14 protein-coding genes are annotated in these 15,220 nt (G+C 60.0%); all 14 read right to left on the minus strand.

The window, feature by feature from the left end; translation table 11 throughout:
* Positions 1-336: 336 nt before the first annotated feature.
* The 14 genes from OH764_RS16835 to mnmG all read right to left on the minus strand — a co-directional run bounded on the left by OH764_RS16835 (position 337) and on the right by mnmG (position 15,081).
* Positions 337-2,067, minus strand: coding sequence for an AMP-binding protein (locus OH764_RS16835; protein WP_498847527.1), 1,731 nt, complete (start codon positions 2,065-2,067; stop codon positions 337-339).
* Positions 2,068-2,302: 235 nt separating this feature from the next.
* Positions 2,303-2,728 carry a F0F1 ATP synthase subunit epsilon gene (locus OH764_RS16840; RefSeq protein ID WP_020067428.1) on the minus strand — a complete coding sequence of 142 codons (426 nt, stop codon included), beginning with the start codon at positions 2,726-2,728 and terminating at the stop codon, positions 2,303-2,305.
* Positions 2,729-2,888: 160 nt separating this feature from the next.
* On the minus strand, positions 2,889-4,283 hold the full coding sequence (atpD, locus tag OH764_RS16845) for a F0F1 ATP synthase subunit beta (RefSeq protein WP_020067427.1): 1,395 nt from the start codon (positions 4,281-4,283) through the stop codon (positions 2,889-2,891).
* 126 nt (positions 4,284-4,409) lie between these two features.
* Positions 4,410-5,294, minus strand: a complete 885-nt coding sequence (gene atpG / locus OH764_RS16850) for a F0F1 ATP synthase subunit gamma (protein WP_498847528.1) — start codon at positions 5,292-5,294, stop codon at positions 4,410-4,412.
* Positions 5,295-5,433: 139 nt separating this feature from the next.
* Positions 5,434-6,975, minus strand: a complete 1,542-nt coding sequence (gene atpA, locus OH764_RS16855) for a F0F1 ATP synthase subunit alpha (RefSeq protein WP_020067425.1) — start codon at positions 6,973-6,975, stop codon at positions 5,434-5,436.
* A 56-nt stretch (positions 6,976-7,031) separates the two neighbouring features.
* Positions 7,032-7,571, minus strand: a complete 540-nt coding sequence (locus tag OH764_RS16860) for a F0F1 ATP synthase subunit delta (protein ID WP_020067424.1) — start codon at positions 7,569-7,571, stop codon at positions 7,032-7,034.
* Between the two features lie 2 nt (positions 7,572-7,573).
* Positions 7,574-8,044: a F0F1 ATP synthase subunit B gene (locus OH764_RS16865; protein ID WP_027776917.1), complete on the minus strand. Its 471-nt coding sequence runs from the start codon at positions 8,042-8,044 to the stop codon at positions 7,574-7,576.
* A gap of 138 nt (positions 8,045-8,182) precedes the next feature.
* On the minus strand, positions 8,183-8,452 hold the full coding sequence (atpE, locus tag OH764_RS16870) for a F0F1 ATP synthase subunit C (RefSeq protein ID WP_007180033.1): 270 nt from the start codon (positions 8,450-8,452) through the stop codon (positions 8,183-8,185).
* 81 nt (positions 8,453-8,533) lie between these two features.
* The gene (gene atpB, locus OH764_RS16875; RefSeq protein WP_310066003.1) at positions 8,534-9,385 is read right to left on the minus strand and encodes a F0F1 ATP synthase subunit A; all 852 of its coding nucleotides are present in this window, start codon (positions 9,383-9,385) and stop codon (positions 8,534-8,536) included.
* Between the two features lie 156 nt (positions 9,386-9,541).
* A complete protein-coding gene (locus tag OH764_RS16880; RefSeq protein ID WP_310066002.1) occupies positions 9,542-10,081 on the minus strand; it encodes an ATP synthase subunit I in 540 nt (179 codons plus the stop codon).
* 582 nt (positions 10,082-10,663) lie between these two features.
* Entirely contained in the window at positions 10,664-11,551 is an 888-nt protein-coding gene (locus tag OH764_RS16885) for a ParB/RepB/Spo0J family partition protein (RefSeq protein WP_498847529.1), read from the minus strand.
* An 18-nt stretch (positions 11,552-11,569) separates the two neighbouring features.
* Entirely contained in the window at positions 11,570-12,361 is a 792-nt protein-coding gene (locus tag OH764_RS16890; protein WP_498847530.1) for a ParA family protein, read from the minus strand.
* Positions 12,362-12,439: 78 nt separating this feature from the next.
* Entirely contained in the window at positions 12,440-13,123 is a 684-nt protein-coding gene (gene rsmG, locus OH764_RS16895) for a 16S rRNA (guanine(527)-N(7))-methyltransferase RsmG (RefSeq protein ID WP_498847531.1), read from the minus strand.
* Positions 13,120-15,081: a tRNA uridine-5-carboxymethylaminomethyl modification enzyme MnmG/GidA gene (mnmG, locus tag OH764_RS16900; protein ID WP_498847532.1), complete on the minus strand. Its 1,962-nt coding sequence runs from the start codon at positions 15,079-15,081 to the stop codon at positions 13,120-13,122. Before mnmG ends, rsmG begins: the two co-directional genes overlap by 4 nt.
* Positions 15,082-15,220 lie beyond the last annotated feature (139 nt).

Raw genomic sequence — 15,220 nt, forward strand, 5'->3', positions numbered from 1 at the left:
TACGATGCACTTGCCGGTCGGCGTATGCCGAAGCCCTGTAAAGGGGCATCCCTGCTGGGACCGTAGTCGACGCCGGGTCGTCGTCTCAGTCGGTTCCTACATTGGTCTCCTCGCGCTAACCCCGTAGCGTGTGGTTTTTAGCGGGCTCCAGGCCCGCTTTTTTTTCGTCCAGCCAAACGTTTGCGCAGTGCAAGATGGCATCTTTTACATGCTTTTGCGCGCAATTGCGGTTTGGCGGTGCATGCGGCGGTTGCCATCGGCAGCACAAAAGTACGCCAGCTCGCTCGGAAGCTGGCTGCCGCTTATCATGCGCACTTACACTCCGGCCGGGGCGCCTCAGGCTGTCTTCCCTTCCTGCAACTTCAGTTCGCTGATCATGCGCTCACGCATGACGAACTTCTGCACTTTGCCTGTTACGGTCATTGGTAGCTCGTCGACGAAGCGGATGTACTTCGGCACCTTGTAGTGCGCTATCTGGCCATTGCAGAACTGCTGGATCTCCTCAGCTGTCGCCTGTTCACCTGGGCGTAGGACCACCCACGCGCACACCTCTTCGCCGTATCGGCTGTCCGGTACGCCGAAGACCTGCACGCTCTGGATCTTCGGGTGGCGGAAAAGGAACTCCTCGATCTCGCGCGGATAGATGTTCTCGCCGCCACGGATCAGCATGTCCTTGAGGCGACCGACAATGTTGCAATAACCCTCGGCGTCGATCGTAGCGAGGTCGCCAGTGTGCATCCAGCCGTCCACGATACTTTCACGCGTTTTCGCCTCGTCGTCCCAATAGCCTTGCATCACCGAATATCCGCGCGTGCATAGCTCGCCGGTTTCGCCCACCGGCACGATGTTGCCTACCGGATCGACAATCTTCACTTCGAGATGCGGCTGAATGCGTCCGACGGTGGTCGTGCGCTTGTCGAGTGGGTCGGTGGTCGAACTTTGGAACGAGACAGGGCTAGTCTCCGTCATGCCGTACGCGATCGTGATTTCGTTGAGATGCATCCTCGACACGACTTTCTTCATCGTCTCGATCGGGCACGGCGAACCTGCCATGATGCCAGTGCGCAAGCGTGAGAGGTCGAAGGAGGCAAAGTCCGGGTGATCCAGTTCAGCTATGAACATGGTAGGCACGCCATGCAGCGCCGTGCACTGCTCCTGCGCGACGGCCGCGAGTGTCGCGGCGGGGTCAAACGCCTCGCCCGGAAACACCATGTTCGCGCCCACCGAGACGCACGCGAGAACCGCGAGCACCATGCCAAAGCAGTGATATAGCGGGACCGGAATGCACAGCGCGTCCTGCTCGCTGAGGTTCATGGCCATCGCGATGTAGCGAGCGTTGTTGACCACGTTGCTATGGGTGAGCGTCGCCCCTTTCGGATTGCCCGTTGTACCGCTGGTGAACTGGATATTGATCGCCTCGTGGCACGAGAGCGTCGCGCCGATCTCGTCGAGCTTCGCGACGTCGAGCGTGGCGCGCCCCTGCTCGATCACGTCCGAGAACGTGAGCATTCCGGGCGTTTCCGTGTCGCACATGCGAATCACGTAGCGCAAATCAGGCAGTCGTGCCGCGTGCAGATCGCCGGGCGCGTGCGTAGCAAGCTCGGGCGCGAGTTGCTGCAGCATTTCGAGGTACATCGACGTCTTGAAGCGCTCCGCCGCGACAATCGCCTTGCAGCCCACCTTGTTCAGCGCGTATTCCAATTCCGCAAGGCGGTAAGCCGGGTTGATGTTGACCAGCACCGCACCGATACGCGCGGTCGCGAACTGTGTCAGCAGCCACTCAACCCGGTTCGGCGACCAGATGCCGACGCGGTCGCCCTTCACGATGCCCAGCGCGAGGAAACCGGCGGCTAATATGTCGACTTCTTCGGCGAACTCCTTCCAGGTCCACCGGATCTGTTGCTCACGAAAAACCACCGCAGGCCGGTCGGGAAAGCGCTCGGCGGTGGCGCGCAAAAACTCGCCGATCGTCGCTTCGCTTAACGGAATCTCTGTCGAGCCGCGGACATACGAGAGTCCGTCTTTCGGTTCAATGATTGCGCCTTCGCCTGACACTTGCGTCGCCATGGTGCTGTCTCCGTGAGCAGATCGCCCTATTGAAATGAATTTGAAACCGATTGTGCCACCGGCGGTTGCACGCGCGGCATCAAGTCTTACCCGCAGCAGCCCGACGTATTGGATGGCTGTCGATTCTTTGCGGTGGTCCGAACGGCCTCACAATCTCACTTACCTTTCCGTAAACGTCAAGTGAAGGATAAAAAAAGGCAGCCACGCGGGCTGCCTTTTCTCTGATACGTGTTGCTTAGCTCTGACCGCGCAATTTGCGCAGACGCTGGATCGCAGCAAGCTGAGCCGTCGCGTACGCCAGTTCCGCTTGGGCGGTCGCGTATTCGAGGTTCGAGCCCGTGTTCTGCAGCGCTTCTTCCGCACGTTTGCGCGCGTCTTCGGCCTTGGCTTCGTCGAGATCCTTGCCGCGAATTGCCGTGTCGGCGAGAACCGTCACTGCACCCGGCTGAATTTCGAGGATGCCGCCGGCGACGAACACAAACTCTTCTTCGCCGTTTTCAGCTTCGATGCGCACTGCACCCGGACGGATCCGGGTGATGAGCGGCGTGTGGCCCGGCAGAATGCCGAGTTCACCTGCTTCGCCCGGCAGCGCGACGAACTTCGCCTGGCCCGAGAAGATCTGCTCTTCCGCGCTGACGACGTCTACTTTAATGGTTGCCATAAGTGTCGACTCCTGTGGCGACCAGCGTTAGCGCATTAGCACTCACTCTGGCCCCGTGCAAGGCTGGGTTAAGCGTAGTGAGAGGCACCGGCTTTGCGGACAACTACCGTGCTGGAGTCATCGCGCGCGAGGCCGGCGCCCGCTTCGTTACACCCGACCTTTACTGGATCTTCTTGGCCTTTTCGAAGGCTTCGTCGATCGTGCCGACCATGTAGAAGGCTTGTTCCGGCAGGTGGTCGCACTCGCCTTCAACGATCATCTTGAAGCCGCGGATCGTTTCCTTCAGCGGAACGTACTTGCCCGGCGAACCCGTGAACACTTCAGCAACGTGGAACGGCTGCGACAGGAAACGCTGGATCTTACGAGCGCGCGCCACGGCGAGCTTGTCTTCCGGCGCGAGTTCGTCCATGCCCAGAATCGCGATAATGTCGCGCAGTTCCTTGTAGCGCTGCAGCGTTTGCTGCACGCCGCGCGTGATCGAGTAATGCTCTTCGCCGATCACGTTCGGGTCGATCTGACGCGAGGTCGAATCGAGCGGGTCCACTGCCGGGTAGATACCCAACGAAGCGATGTCACGCGACAACACGACGGTAGCGTCCAAGTGGCCGAAAGTCGTAGCCGGCGACGGGTCGGTCAAGTCGTCCGCAGGGACGTACACGGCCTGAACGGACGTGATCGAGCCGGTCTTGGTCGACGTAATGCGCTCTTGCAGCTTGCCCATTTCTTCAGCCAGCGTCGGCTGATAGCCCACTGCCGACGGCATACGGCCGAGCAGTGCCGACACTTCGGTACCGGCCAGCGTGAAACGGTAGATGTTGTCGACGAAGAACAGCACGTCGAGGCCTTCGTCACGGAAGTGCTCAGCCATCGTCAGGCCGGTCAGCGCAACGCGCAGACGGTTGCCCGGCGGCTCGTTCATCTGGCCATACACCAGCGCGACCTTGTCCAGAACGTTCGAGTCCTTCATTTCGTGATAGAAGTCGTTCCCTTCACGGGTACGCTCGCCAACACCGGCGAACACGGAGTAACCACCGTGTTCCTTAGCGATGTTGTTGATCAATTCCATCATGTTCACGGTCTTACCGACGCCGGCGCCACCGAACAGACCCACCTTACCGCCCTTGGCAAACGGGCAGATCAGGTCGATAACCTTGATGCCCGTTTCGAGCAGCTCGGTCGACGGCGACAATTCGTCGAACGCCGGAGCCTTCTGGTGAATGCCGCGAACCACGTCCGAGTTGATCGGACCGGCTTCGTCGATCGGACGACCGAGAACGTCCATGATACGGCCAAGCGTCGGCTTGCCGACCGGCACGCTGATCGGATTGCCGGTGTTCTTGACGACCGTGCCACGACGCAGACCGTCCGATGCACCCAGACAGATGGTACGGACAACGCCGTCGCCCAGCTGTTGCTGGACTTCGAGGGTCAGTTCCGAACCTTCCAGAATGAGCGCGTCGTAAATCTTCGGCATGTCCGAACGCGGGAATTCCACGTCGATCACCGCGCCGATGCACTGTACGATCTTGCCTTCTACCAAAGCAGTAGTACTCATCGCTTTTCCTTTAGATACTCAATTCTTCACTCGCGCAAAGGCGCTGTTTCGATGGAATCGCCCAGACCGGTTGCCTGGACGGTGCGCCTCACGGGCGCACGCAAGGCGACACGCTGACCATGAAGGTCAGACGGCCGCCGCGCCACCGACGATTTCCGACAGTTCTTTCGTGATCGCGGCCTGACGGCTCTTGTTATACACAAGCTGCAGTTCGTTGATGACCGTCTTCGCATTGTCCGAAGCGGCCTTCATTGCGACCATCCGGGCCGACTGCTCCGACGCCATGTTTTCCGCGACGGCCTGATAGACCAGCGCCTCGACATAACGCACCAGCAGTTCGTCCACCACTGCCTGTGCATCCGGCTCGTAGATGTAGTCCCACTGGGTGGTCGGCGTCGCGCTCTGCTCATCCTTGCGCTCGAACTGATCTGCCGCCAGCGGCAACAGTTGCTCGATCACCGGCTCCTGTTTCATCGTATTGACGAAGCGCGTGTATGCGAGATACACCGCCGAAACCTTGCCTTCCGAGTACAGGTCGAGCTGAACCTTCACCGCGCCGATCAGCTTTTCCAGATGCGGCGTATCGCCCAGATACACGACATTCGATACCACCTTGGCGCGCAAGCGGTTCAGGAAACCCAAGCCCTTGGTGCCGATCGCAGTTGCTTCGATCGTCTTGCCCTGGCCTTCCAGTTCCTTGAACTTCTGCAGCGCTGCACGCAGCACATTGGTATTCATGCCCCCGCACAGACCTTTATCGGTCGTGACGAGGATGATGCCCGCCGTCTTCGCGCCTTCGTTCGACACCATGAACGGGTGACGATACTCGGGGTTCGCACGGCTCATGTGCGCAGCGATATCGCGGACCTTGTCGGCATACGGGCGAGCAGCGCGCATGCGCTCCTGAGCGCGGCGCATCTTCGATGCGGCCACCATCTCCATCGCTTTCGTGATCTTGCGCGTGTTTTGCACGCTCTTGATCTTGCCGCGAATTTCCTTCATTCCAGCCATTGCTTGCTCCTTGTCGGCCCGAGTTAGTGCTTCAACGCTTACCCGGGTCCCATGCAAAGCGATCGAAGCAGCGCGGGAGCATTCGCATGCGGCCCGCGCCGCTTCAAGGTCCGTTTATGCCTTGCGGATCACTCGCAGATCAATAAGCGCCGGACTTCTTGAAGTCTTTGACGGCCGTGTGCAGCAGGCCTTCGTCGTCCTTCGAGAGTTCCTTGTTGTCTTCGACGCGCTTGACCAGGTCAGCGTGGCTCGACTTCAGATATTCGCGCAGGCCCTTTTCGAACGGCAGAACTTGCGACACTTCCAGATCGTCGAGGTAGCCGTTGTTCGCGGCGAACAGCGAGATAGCGAGTTCCCACACTTGCAGCGGCTGGTATTGCGGCTGCTTCAGCAGTTCCGTCACGCGGCGGCCGCGCTCGAGCTGCTTGCGGGTTGCTTCGTCGAGGTCCGATGCGAACTGCGCGAACGCTGCCAGTTCACGATACTGCGCGAGGTCGGTACGAATACCGCCCGACAGCTTCTTCACGACCTTGGTTTGAGCCGCACCACCGACGCGCGACACCGACACACCAGCGTTAATTGCCGGGCGGATACCTGCGTTGAAGAGGTCGGTTTCAAGGAAGATCTGACCGTCGGTAATCGAGATCACGTTCGTCGGAACGAATGCGGTCACGTCGCCGGCTTGCGTTTCAATGACCGGCAGTGCCGTCAGCGAACCGCTCTTGCCCTTGACTTCGCCATTGGTGAACTTCTCGACGTACTCTTCCGAGACGCGAGCAGCGCGTTCCAACAGACGCGAGTGCAGATAGAACACGTCGCCCGGATACGCTTCACGGCCCGGCGGACGGCGCAGCAGCAGCGAGATCTGACGATATGCCCAAGCCTGCTTGGTCAAGTCGTCATAAACGATCAGCGCGTCTTGACCGCGGTCACGGAAATATTCGCCCATCGTGCAGCCGGCGTACGGTGCCAGGTACTGCATGGCAGCCGATTCCGACGCCGAAGCGGCGACGACGATCGTGTATTCCAGCGCGCCGGTTTCTTCCAGCTTGCGGACCACGTTCATGATCGACGAAGCCTTCTGGCCGATCGCGACGTAGATACAGAAGAGGTTCTTGCCCTTCTGGTTGATGATCGCGTCGACTGCGACTGCGGTCTTGCCGCACTGGCGGTCGCCAATGATCAGCTCGCGCTGGCCACGGCCAACCGGCACCATTGCGTCGATCGACTTCAGACCGGTTTGGACCGGTTCCGAAACCGACTTACGCCAGATCACGCCCGGAGCGATCTTTTCGATCGCGTCGGTTTTCTTCGCGTTGATCGGGCCCTTGCCGTCGATCGGGTTACCGAGTGCATCGACCACGCGGCCGAGCAGTTCCGGGCCGACCGGCACTTCCAGAATGCGGCCCGTCGTCTTGACGATGTCGCCTTCCGAAATGTGCTCGTACTCACCCAGAATCACGGCGCCGACCGAGTCGCGCTCGAGGTTCAGCGCGAGACCGAAGGTGTTGCCCGGGAATTCGAGCATTTCGCCCTGCATCACTTCCGACAGGCCGTGAATACGCACGATACCGTCGGTCACGGAGATCACGGTGCCCTGGTTGCGAACGTCTGCGCTCGCTTCAAGGCCCTGGATCCGGCTCTTGATCAGCTCGCTGATCTCAGAGGGATTGAGTTGCATTATTCGCTCCTGATAGTCAATTCTGTTGCGTGCCAGCCGCTTCAGCGCGAGGCGCTTCAGGCCGTCAGAGCCGTTTGCATGCTGGCAAGCCGCGCGCGGACCGAGGTATCGAGCACTTCGTCGCCGACCGTCACGCGCACGCCGCCGATCAACGACGGGTCGATCTCGACCGTCGGCTTCAGCTTGCGTTTGAACTTGCGTTCGAGACTTGCGACGAGGTCGTTCAACTGCGCGCCCTCAAGCGGGAATGCGCTGACGATCAGCACATCGGCCGCCCCTTCGCGGGCGTTCTTCAACTCTTCGAACTGCACGGCGATTTCCGGCATCAATTGCAGGCGATGGTTGTCCACCAGCATTTGCACCAGATTCTTCGCTTGCGCGTTGTCCTTGAGCGGCGACTTGACCGCAGCCAGCAGCAGTTCGCTGACCTGGGCGCGGCTTACTTTCGGGCTCGAGGCGATCGACAGCACTTCGGGCAGACGCGCAACCTGTGCCAGCTCCTGCACGAGCGTGGACCAGGCGGCGATGTCACCAGCTTCGGCCACGCCAAACAGCGCTTCTGCGTACGGACGGGCGATGGTTGCAAGTTCGGCCATGATCAGAGCTCGGCTTTCAGTTGATTCAGCAGGTCAGCATGCGCTGCCTGGTCGACTTCGCGCTTCAGGATCTGTTCAGCGCCCTTCACGGCGAGCGCGGCGACTTCACCACGCAGCGTTTCGCGCGCCTTCACGACTTGCTGCTCAGCGTCGGCCTTCGCTTGCGCGATGATGCGAGCGGCTTCAGCCTGTGCTTGAGCCTTGATTTCGTCAGCGACTGCCACGGCGCGTTTTTCGGCGTCAGCGATACGCTGCTGACCGTCGTTGCGTGCCTGAGCAAGTTCCTGGTCGACGCGTTTGTGAGCGGCTGCCAGTTCTGCCTTGCCCTTTTCTGCAGCCGACAAACCGTCGGCGATCTTCTTCGAGCGCTCGTCGAGGGCGTTGATCAGCGGCGGCCACACGAACTTCATCGTGAACCACGCGAGGATCAGGAACACGACCATTTGCGCAAACAGGGTTGCGTTGAGATTCACGGTGTTTCCTTAAACGTTGCTAGTTCGGAAAGTGAAACGGCAAGGCGCTCATCGATTCTGTATTCGATCAGCGCCTAAGTGCCCGTTCCGCCCTGCGCCTTTACCAGTTATAGCTCAGGCGCAAACTTCCGAGGAACCTCAGCCTGCCAGCTTCGACAGCAGCGGGTTCGCGAACGCAAACAGCATTGCCACACCAACGCCAATCAGGAACGCCGCATCGATCAGACCAGCCAGCAGGAACATCTTGGTTTGCAGCGGGTTCATCAGTTCCGGCTGACGAGCACATGCTTCGATGTACTTGCCGCCCATCAGGCCGATACCGATACAGGCGCCGATTGCACCCAGGCCGATGATGATGCCGATACCGATGGCGGTCAGACCCTGGATGTTGGCGATGAAAGCTTGCATGATCACTCCTTTGTGAAAAGTCTTTTAGAACTGGTTGGAACTGGGATTTGAAAAACTACGATTCTTTAACGACTGCGCGGTTTAGTGCGTGTCGTGTGCCTGGCCGATGTACACCAGCGTCAGCATCATGAAAATGAACGCCTGCAGCAGAACGATCAGGATGTGGAAGATTGCCCACACGCTGCCGGCGATCACGTGGCCGATGAAGCCAAGCACCGTCGTGTCCGCGCCGAAGCTCCAGATGCTGCCGAGCAGGGCAATCAGCAGGAACAACAGTTCGCCCGCGTACATGTTGCCGAACAGCCGCATGCCGAGCGAGACCGTCTTCGCGACGAACTCGATGATGTTCAGTGCAAGGTTCGGGATCCACAGCAGCGGATGCGCGCCGAACGGAGCGGACAGCAGTTCATGCACGAAGCCGCCGGCGCCCTTGATTTTGAAGTTGTAGTAAATCATCAGCGCGAACACACCGAGGGCGATGCCGAGTGTGCCGTTCAGGTCGGCGGTCGGCACGATGCGGTGGTGCGGGATGACTTCGGACAGACCAAGCCAGCCGATAACGTGACCCGGCAGGTCGACAGGAATAAAGTCGAGCGCGTTCATCAGCGCGACCCAGACGAACACCGTCAGTGCCAGCGGCGCGATGAAAGTACGCGTGCCGTGGATCATCGACTTCGATTGATCCTCGACCATCTCGACCAGCATTTCGATTGCACATTGGAAACGGCCGGGTACACCGGACGTTGCCTTGCGTGCAGCCATGTGCAGAATGAAGATGGTGGCCAGACCGCAAACGATCGACCAGAAAAGGGTGTCCAGATTCCACACGTGGATGTCGAAAATCGACGTCTGGTGTGCGGTGGAAAAGTTCTGCAAGTGGTGCGCGATGTACTCGGACGGATCCATTGCGCGCGTGCCTTCGCTAGCTGCCATATCGTTAAAGCCACCCAAATTGTCGAAAATCGTCTGAGGCCGCCCCGCCGCAATGCTGTATTGCGGGAACGCGCCGGGTGCGGATCCTGTCTTATCCGCACGCTCTCGCCGGCGCCGCGCGCCGGCTTTTGAATCTTGCTGTTACCTGTTGCCTCTTCAGCGCCACGCCAAAGCGATCCAATACGTCTTGAGCGCGATGAGATAAGTCACGAGCAGCGGAACCCAGCGTACGTCGTGATACCAGAAGGCGATGGCTACAAACATCGCGATCGTTGTCCCCATCTTGAGCGCTTCGCCGATCATCCAGCTCATTGCTGTTTCGGCGCCGCTCAGCGTTCTCAGCCGCGCCGCGAACAATGCGGCCGGCACCCAGCATATCGCCCCTCCCAGGAAGGCAGACAGCGCAGCAGCGCCCGGCGGCTCATAGAACAGCCACCATACCAGCGTTGCGCCTAGGGACAAGACCATTTGCGCTGCCACGACCCTTAAAGGGGTGACGCGCGATGGACGGTTCACACTGGGACCAAACAGCTTTTCAGCCTCAGCCCGCGTGAGCGGAACGATATTTTCCTGCTCGGCGTCCCACGGTTCGTCATGCGTGACTTGCTGAGCGGTAGACGCCTCTGAAACGCTGCGTTTTTCGCGGTGCCCGTCTCGCCCATTTTTCGGCGCTTGATTCGACGTTTTGACCGCCATCGCAGTGTTCCGAAGTCTCGTTCCGGTCAGCGAGCTTTCGCTGCGCTTACGGGGTTGCCGTGCAATTAAATCCGGGCGATTGTAAGCGATAGTTGCAGGCAATTCAAGACTTTAGGCCGTTCAATAAACAGTGCGAAACGACTCCTCGCGATGCGGAAAAGGCTTCCGACGAATGGTCAGCCTGTCAACTGTAAGGCGGTCCTGCAAATGTAAAATGTGCGTGTTCGTTGGACCGCTTTTACTATCGTCAGCCAGCCTCGCAACCGTTCGAGCGGCCGTGTCGAAAACGCAACAGAGCAGCATGAGCCGGCCAAGCCAGCGCAACGCATCGCCTCCTTTGCAGGCTGTTCTCCACAGCCGCGCTGCCGCTTGCACGCGTCGAGCGCGCGCTTCGCCATGGCCGACAAAGTGCCTATTAAAGAATCAAAATTAGTTAGGATTCCATGATATTTGGTCCCTACTTCACTGTCCAAAACCTACGTCTGGCCGAGCCCACGGGCTCAACGCTCGGGAGTGCAATTGAGCGGCGCGCGACCATCTTTTGCGGCGCCGCTCACCGAAGGATCTCCGGTCGTCAGAAGCTCAAGCCGTGGCGTTTCCGCGCAACCGCACAAGAATACCCTCGAGCGCGTCCAGATCACCGAAATCGACCAGCACCTGACCGCGACCGCGTCGGCCGAGCTTGATTTTGACGGTTGCTGCCAGCAAATCGGACAGTTCTTCTTCCAGCCGTCTCGTGTCGCGGCCGCCGTCGGCATTGGCGCGCGCCTTGACCGCGGGAGCCGCCTTCGTGGTCGCCGTCACCAGTTTCTCGGTTTCGCGCACGGACATCCGCTTGTTGACGACTTGATTCGCCAGCGTGATCTGCGTCGCTGCGTCGACCGCCAGCAGCGCGCGCGCATGCCCCATGTCGAGGTCGCCGGCAAGTAACATGGTTTGAACCGGTGTCGCGAGGTTGAGCAGACGCAGCAGGTTCGACACGGCGCTTCGCGAGCGGCCGACCGACTCGGCGGCCTGCTCGTGCGTGAAGTTGAATTCATCGAGCAAACGCTGAATGCCTTGTGCCTCTTCCAGCGGATTCAGGTCTTCGCGCTGGATATTCTCGATCAGCGCCATCGCGGCGGCGGCCTGGTCAGGCACGTCCTTCACGAGTACCGGGACTTCTTCCAGCCCAGCCAGTCGAGCCGCGCGGAAACGCCGCTCGCCCGCGATGATCTCGTATTTGTCCGCCGACACCGGCCGCACGAGGATCGGTTGCATCAAGCCTTGTGCACGTATGCTGGCGGCCAACTCCTGCAGCGCGCCTTCGTCCATGCGCGTGCGCGGCTGATACTTGCCCGCCTGCATTTTGCTGAGCGGCAGCACGTTCGGCGCGCCTTCAATTACCACCGCCTCGGTGATGTCGGCGCTGCCGCCGAGCAACGCTTCGAGGCCGCGGCCCAATCCCTTCTTTCTTGCTACTGCGTTCATCGTGCTTCCTCGATCCACTTAGGATGCTTGTGGCGCGTCATTCAGTGCGCGCACCCGTTCAATCATTTCCGCGCCGAACTGCACATAGGCTTGCGCACCTCGCGATGCCCTGTCGAACACCACGCCCGGCAGACCATAGCTGGGCGCCTCGGCGAGGCGCACGTTGCGCGGAATTACCGCGTCGAACACCTTGTCGCCAAAGTGCTCCTTCAATTGATCGGAGACCTGCTGCTGCAGCGTGATCCGCGGGTCGAACATGACGCGCAACAAGCCGATCACTTTCAGGTCACGATTCAGATTCGCATGCACCTGCTTGATGGTGTTGACCAGATCGGACAGCCCTTCGAGCGCAAAGTACTCGCACTGCATGGGAATCACGACGCCATGCGCCGCGCAGAGGCCATTGAGCGTCAGAAGCGACAGTGCGGGCGGACAGTCGATCAACACGAAGTCGTATTCGCTTTCCACTGTCGCAAGCGCGACCTTCAATTGTCGCTCACGATTCTGCACGCTGACCAACTCGACTTCCGCTCCCGCAAGTTCGCGGTTGGCAGGCAGTACGTCATAGCCGACGGCTTCGGGACGCATCCGGGCGTCAGCCACCGAGACCCCGTCAACTAGCACTTCATAGACGGTGTTGGCGCACGCTGCCTTGTCGATGCCGCTGCCCATTGTGGCGTTGCCCTGCGGGTCCAGGTCGATAAGGAGGACTCGCTGTCCCTGCGCTGTCAGGCTGGCCGCCAGATTGACTGCCGTCGTCGTCTTACCGACTCCGCCTTTCTGGTTCGCAACGCAGAAAATTTTTGCCATCGTTGGAGTGTCCCTTTGCTGCTTGAAGAAGTGATTACGTCGTCGTTTCGGAATGGCGTTGTGCGCGAGCGAACGCAGCTACCTGCCTTCATCCACAAGTACCGTGACGAGGTGGCGCTCGGCGTCGAGGAACGGCACGTCGAGGCGGATGATCTGCTCCACGTGGGCGCCCGCAAGCAACCGCTCGATTTCGTCATCGGGACGCATGCCCTTCATCGCGAGAATGGCGCCCTGCTCTGCCACCAGATGACGGGCCAGTGTAACGAAATCGGCGAGCTCTGCGAATGCTCTAGACACGATTACGTCGAACTTTGCCGACACTTCGGCGCCCGGCCGCAGCGTTTCCACACGCCCGGTCACGACCGAAAGGTTCGTCAGACCGAGTTCGGCCTTGGCCTGAGCCTGGAAGGCCGTTTTCTTGTGGACGATGTCGTTTACGGTCACGCCCCAGTCAGGCCGGACGACCGCCAACACAATGCCGGGCAAACCGCCGCCCGAGCCGACGTCCAGCACCGTGCTCGGGTTGCGCTGCACGAGGTGCGGCACGATGGAAAGGGAGTCGAGTATGTGTTGAATCAACATCTGCCTGGGATCGCGAATGGCCGTCAAGTTGTAGACGGCATTCCACTTCGCCAGCAGCGCCACATAGTCGAGCAGCTTGCCGAGTTGCACATCGCTTAGCTCGAGTCCGAGTTCGCCTACGCCATCGGTGAGGAGTTGGTACAGCGCTTCCCGGTCGGCTCCGCTACTCTTGACCGTCATTGCACCACCGGCTTGTTGTTATCCGGGTCCGGCGCGGCCGTCTTTGCAGGACGACGACCCAAGCCACGCTTGAGATGGACCATCAGCAGGGAAATGGCCGCAGGAGTGATCCCCGAAATGCGCGACGCCTGACCGATGGTTTCGGGACGGAATTGCATTAGTTTCTGCCGGGCCTCGAACGACAAACCTCTCACCTCGGCATAGTCGAGACCTTCTGGGAGACGCGTGCTTTCGTGCGCCTCGTTGCGCTCTATTTCGTCCGCCTGCCGGTCGATGTAGCCCTGATACTTGATACCAATCTCGATCTGCTCCTTGATCTGAGCCAATAGCACGGCGTCGTCGGCCAGTGTCTCCGGCGCAGCGCAGGCGCCGTTTCGCAACGCTGATACGCCGTCGTAAGTCACGCCGGGTCTGCGCAGCAAGTCCGCGAGGCTGTATTCGTGGTCGATTGGTTTGCCCAGCAAGACCGTCGCCTCATCCGCCGACAGCGTTTTGGGGTTGACCCAAGTCGTGCGAAGCCGCTCTGTTTCACGTGAAACAGCATCGCGCTTGCGGCTGAATGCATCCCAGCGCACATCGTCGACGACACCAAGCTCGCGGCCAATCTCCGTCAGCCGCATATCGGCGTTGTCTTCCCGGAGACTCAGCCGGTACTCTGCCCGGCTCGTGAACATGCGGTAAGGCTCCGAGACGCCGCGAGTTACGAGATCGTCAACCAGCACGCCCAAGTAGGCTTGATCCCGACGCGGGCACCACGCTTCCTTGCCCTGAACGAACAGGCCAGCGTTGATACCGGCCAACAGGCCTTGCGCCGCCGCCTCTTCATAGCCGGTGGTGCCGTTGATCTGCCCCGCGAAGAACAAGCCGTTGATTACTTTGGTTTCTAGCGACGCCTTAAGCCCACGCGGATCAAAGTAATCATATTCAATCGCATAGCCGGGACGGAGGATATGCGCGTGCTCCAAGCCGCGCATGGACTGTACGAGTTCGAGTTGCACATCGAACGGCAGGCTCGTTGAGATCCCGTTCGGATAGAACTCGTTCGTGGTCAGTCCTTCCGGTTCCAAAAAGATCTGGTGCGATTCCTTGGACGCGAAGCGGTGAATCTTATCCTCAATGGAAGGACAATACCGTGGCCCCACCCCTTCGATCACGCCCGTGTACATGGGCGACCGATCCAGTCCGCCCCGGATGATGTCGTGCGTACGCTCATTGGTATGCGTGACCCAGCACGGCATCTGGCGCGGATGCTGTTCAGCGCGGCCGAGAAACGAAAAGACCGGCACTGGGTCGAGATCGCCAGGCTGTTCCTCGAGTTGCGAAAAGTCGATGGTCCGGCCGTCAATCCGGGGAGGCGTGCCGGTCTTGAGGCGCCCTTGCGGCAGATTCAATTCCTTCAGACGCGCTGACAACGACACAGCCGCGGGATCGCCAGCGCGACCGCCGGTATAGTTGTTCAGTCCCACGTGAATCTTTCCGTCGAGGAAAGTCCCCGCCGTCAGTATGACGGCCCGCGAGCGAAAGCGGATTCCCACTTGCGTCACCGCGCCGACCACACGGTCGCCCTCAACCATGAGATCGTCCACGGCTTGTTGAAAGAGCCACAGGTTCGGCTGGTTCTCGAGCCGGTGACGGATCGCTTGCTTGTAGAGCAGCCGGTCAGCCTGAGCCCGGGTGGCGCGCACAGCCGGGCCCTTCGAGGAATTGAGGATGCGGAACTGAATACCGCCCTCGTCCGTCGCGGCCGCCATAGCACCGCCGAGCGCATCGACTTCTTTGACCAGATGACCCTTGCCAATACCGCCGATGGACGGATTACAGCTCATCTGACCGAGCGTTTCGATGTTGTGAGTCAGCAGGAGCGTCTTATTGCCCATGCGTGCGGAGGCCAGAGCGGCCTCGGTGCCGGCGTGGCCGCCGCCGACGACTATTACGTCAAATTCTGTGGGAAAAAGCATCGGGGATCTCACGCCAGATCGTCGCGTGAGCCTTCAAAGGAAAAAGTATGGGCGAATTATAACGGGTTCGGTTTTGTCCCGAATTAGGCCAAACCGACAAGCAATAAAAAAGCGGCGTGTTTCACGTGAAACACGCCGC

Origin of the sequence: Burkholderia sp. M6-3 (assembly GCF_050858985.1) — a bacterium.
Classification (GTDB): Bacteria; Pseudomonadota; Gammaproteobacteria; order Burkholderiales; family Burkholderiaceae; genus Paraburkholderia; species Paraburkholderia caledonica.

Coding starts and splice junctions, on each gene's coding strand:
- atpD (WP_020067427.1), bottom strand. CDS start 4,283: ATGAGTACTACTGCTTTGGTAGAAGGCAAGATCGTACAGTGCATCGGC.
- OH764_RS16860 (WP_020067424.1), bottom strand. CDS start 7,571: ATGGCCGAACTTGCAACCATCGCCCGTCCGTACGCAGAAGCGCTGTTT.
- atpA (WP_020067425.1), bottom strand. CDS start 6,975: ATGCAACTCAATCCCTCTGAGATCAGCGAGCTGATCAAGAGCCGGATC.
- OH764_RS16890 (WP_498847530.1), bottom strand. CDS start 12,361: ATGGCAAAAATTTTCTGCGTTGCGAACCAGAAAGGCGGAGTCGGTAAG.
- OH764_RS16885 (WP_498847529.1), bottom strand. CDS start 11,551: ATGAACGCAGTAGCAAGAAAGAAGGGATTGGGCCGCGGCCTCGAAGCG.
- rsmG (WP_498847531.1), bottom strand. CDS start 13,123: ATGACGGTCAAGAGTAGCGGAGCCGACCGGGAAGCGCTGTACCAACTC.
- mnmG (WP_498847532.1), bottom strand. CDS start 15,081: ATGCTTTTTCCCACAGAATTTGACGTAATAGTCGTCGGCGGCGGCCAC.
- OH764_RS16840 (WP_020067428.1), bottom strand. CDS start 2,728: ATGGCAACCATTAAAGTAGACGTCGTCAGCGCGGAAGAGCAGATCTTC.
- atpB (WP_310066003.1), bottom strand. CDS start 9,385: ATGGCAGCTAGCGAAGGCACGCGCGCAATGGATCCGTCCGAGTACATC.
- OH764_RS16880 (WP_310066002.1), bottom strand. CDS start 10,081: ATGGCGGTCAAAACGTCGAATCAAGCGCCGAAAAATGGGCGAGACGGG.
- OH764_RS16835 (WP_498847527.1), bottom strand. CDS start 2,067: ATGGCGACGCAAGTGTCAGGCGAAGGCGCAATCATTGAACCGAAAGAC.
- atpG (WP_498847528.1), bottom strand. CDS start 5,294: ATGGCTGGAATGAAGGAAATTCGCGGCAAGATCAAGAGCGTGCAAAAC.
- atpE (WP_007180033.1), bottom strand. CDS start 8,452: ATGCAAGCTTTCATCGCCAACATCCAGGGTCTGACCGCCATCGGTATC.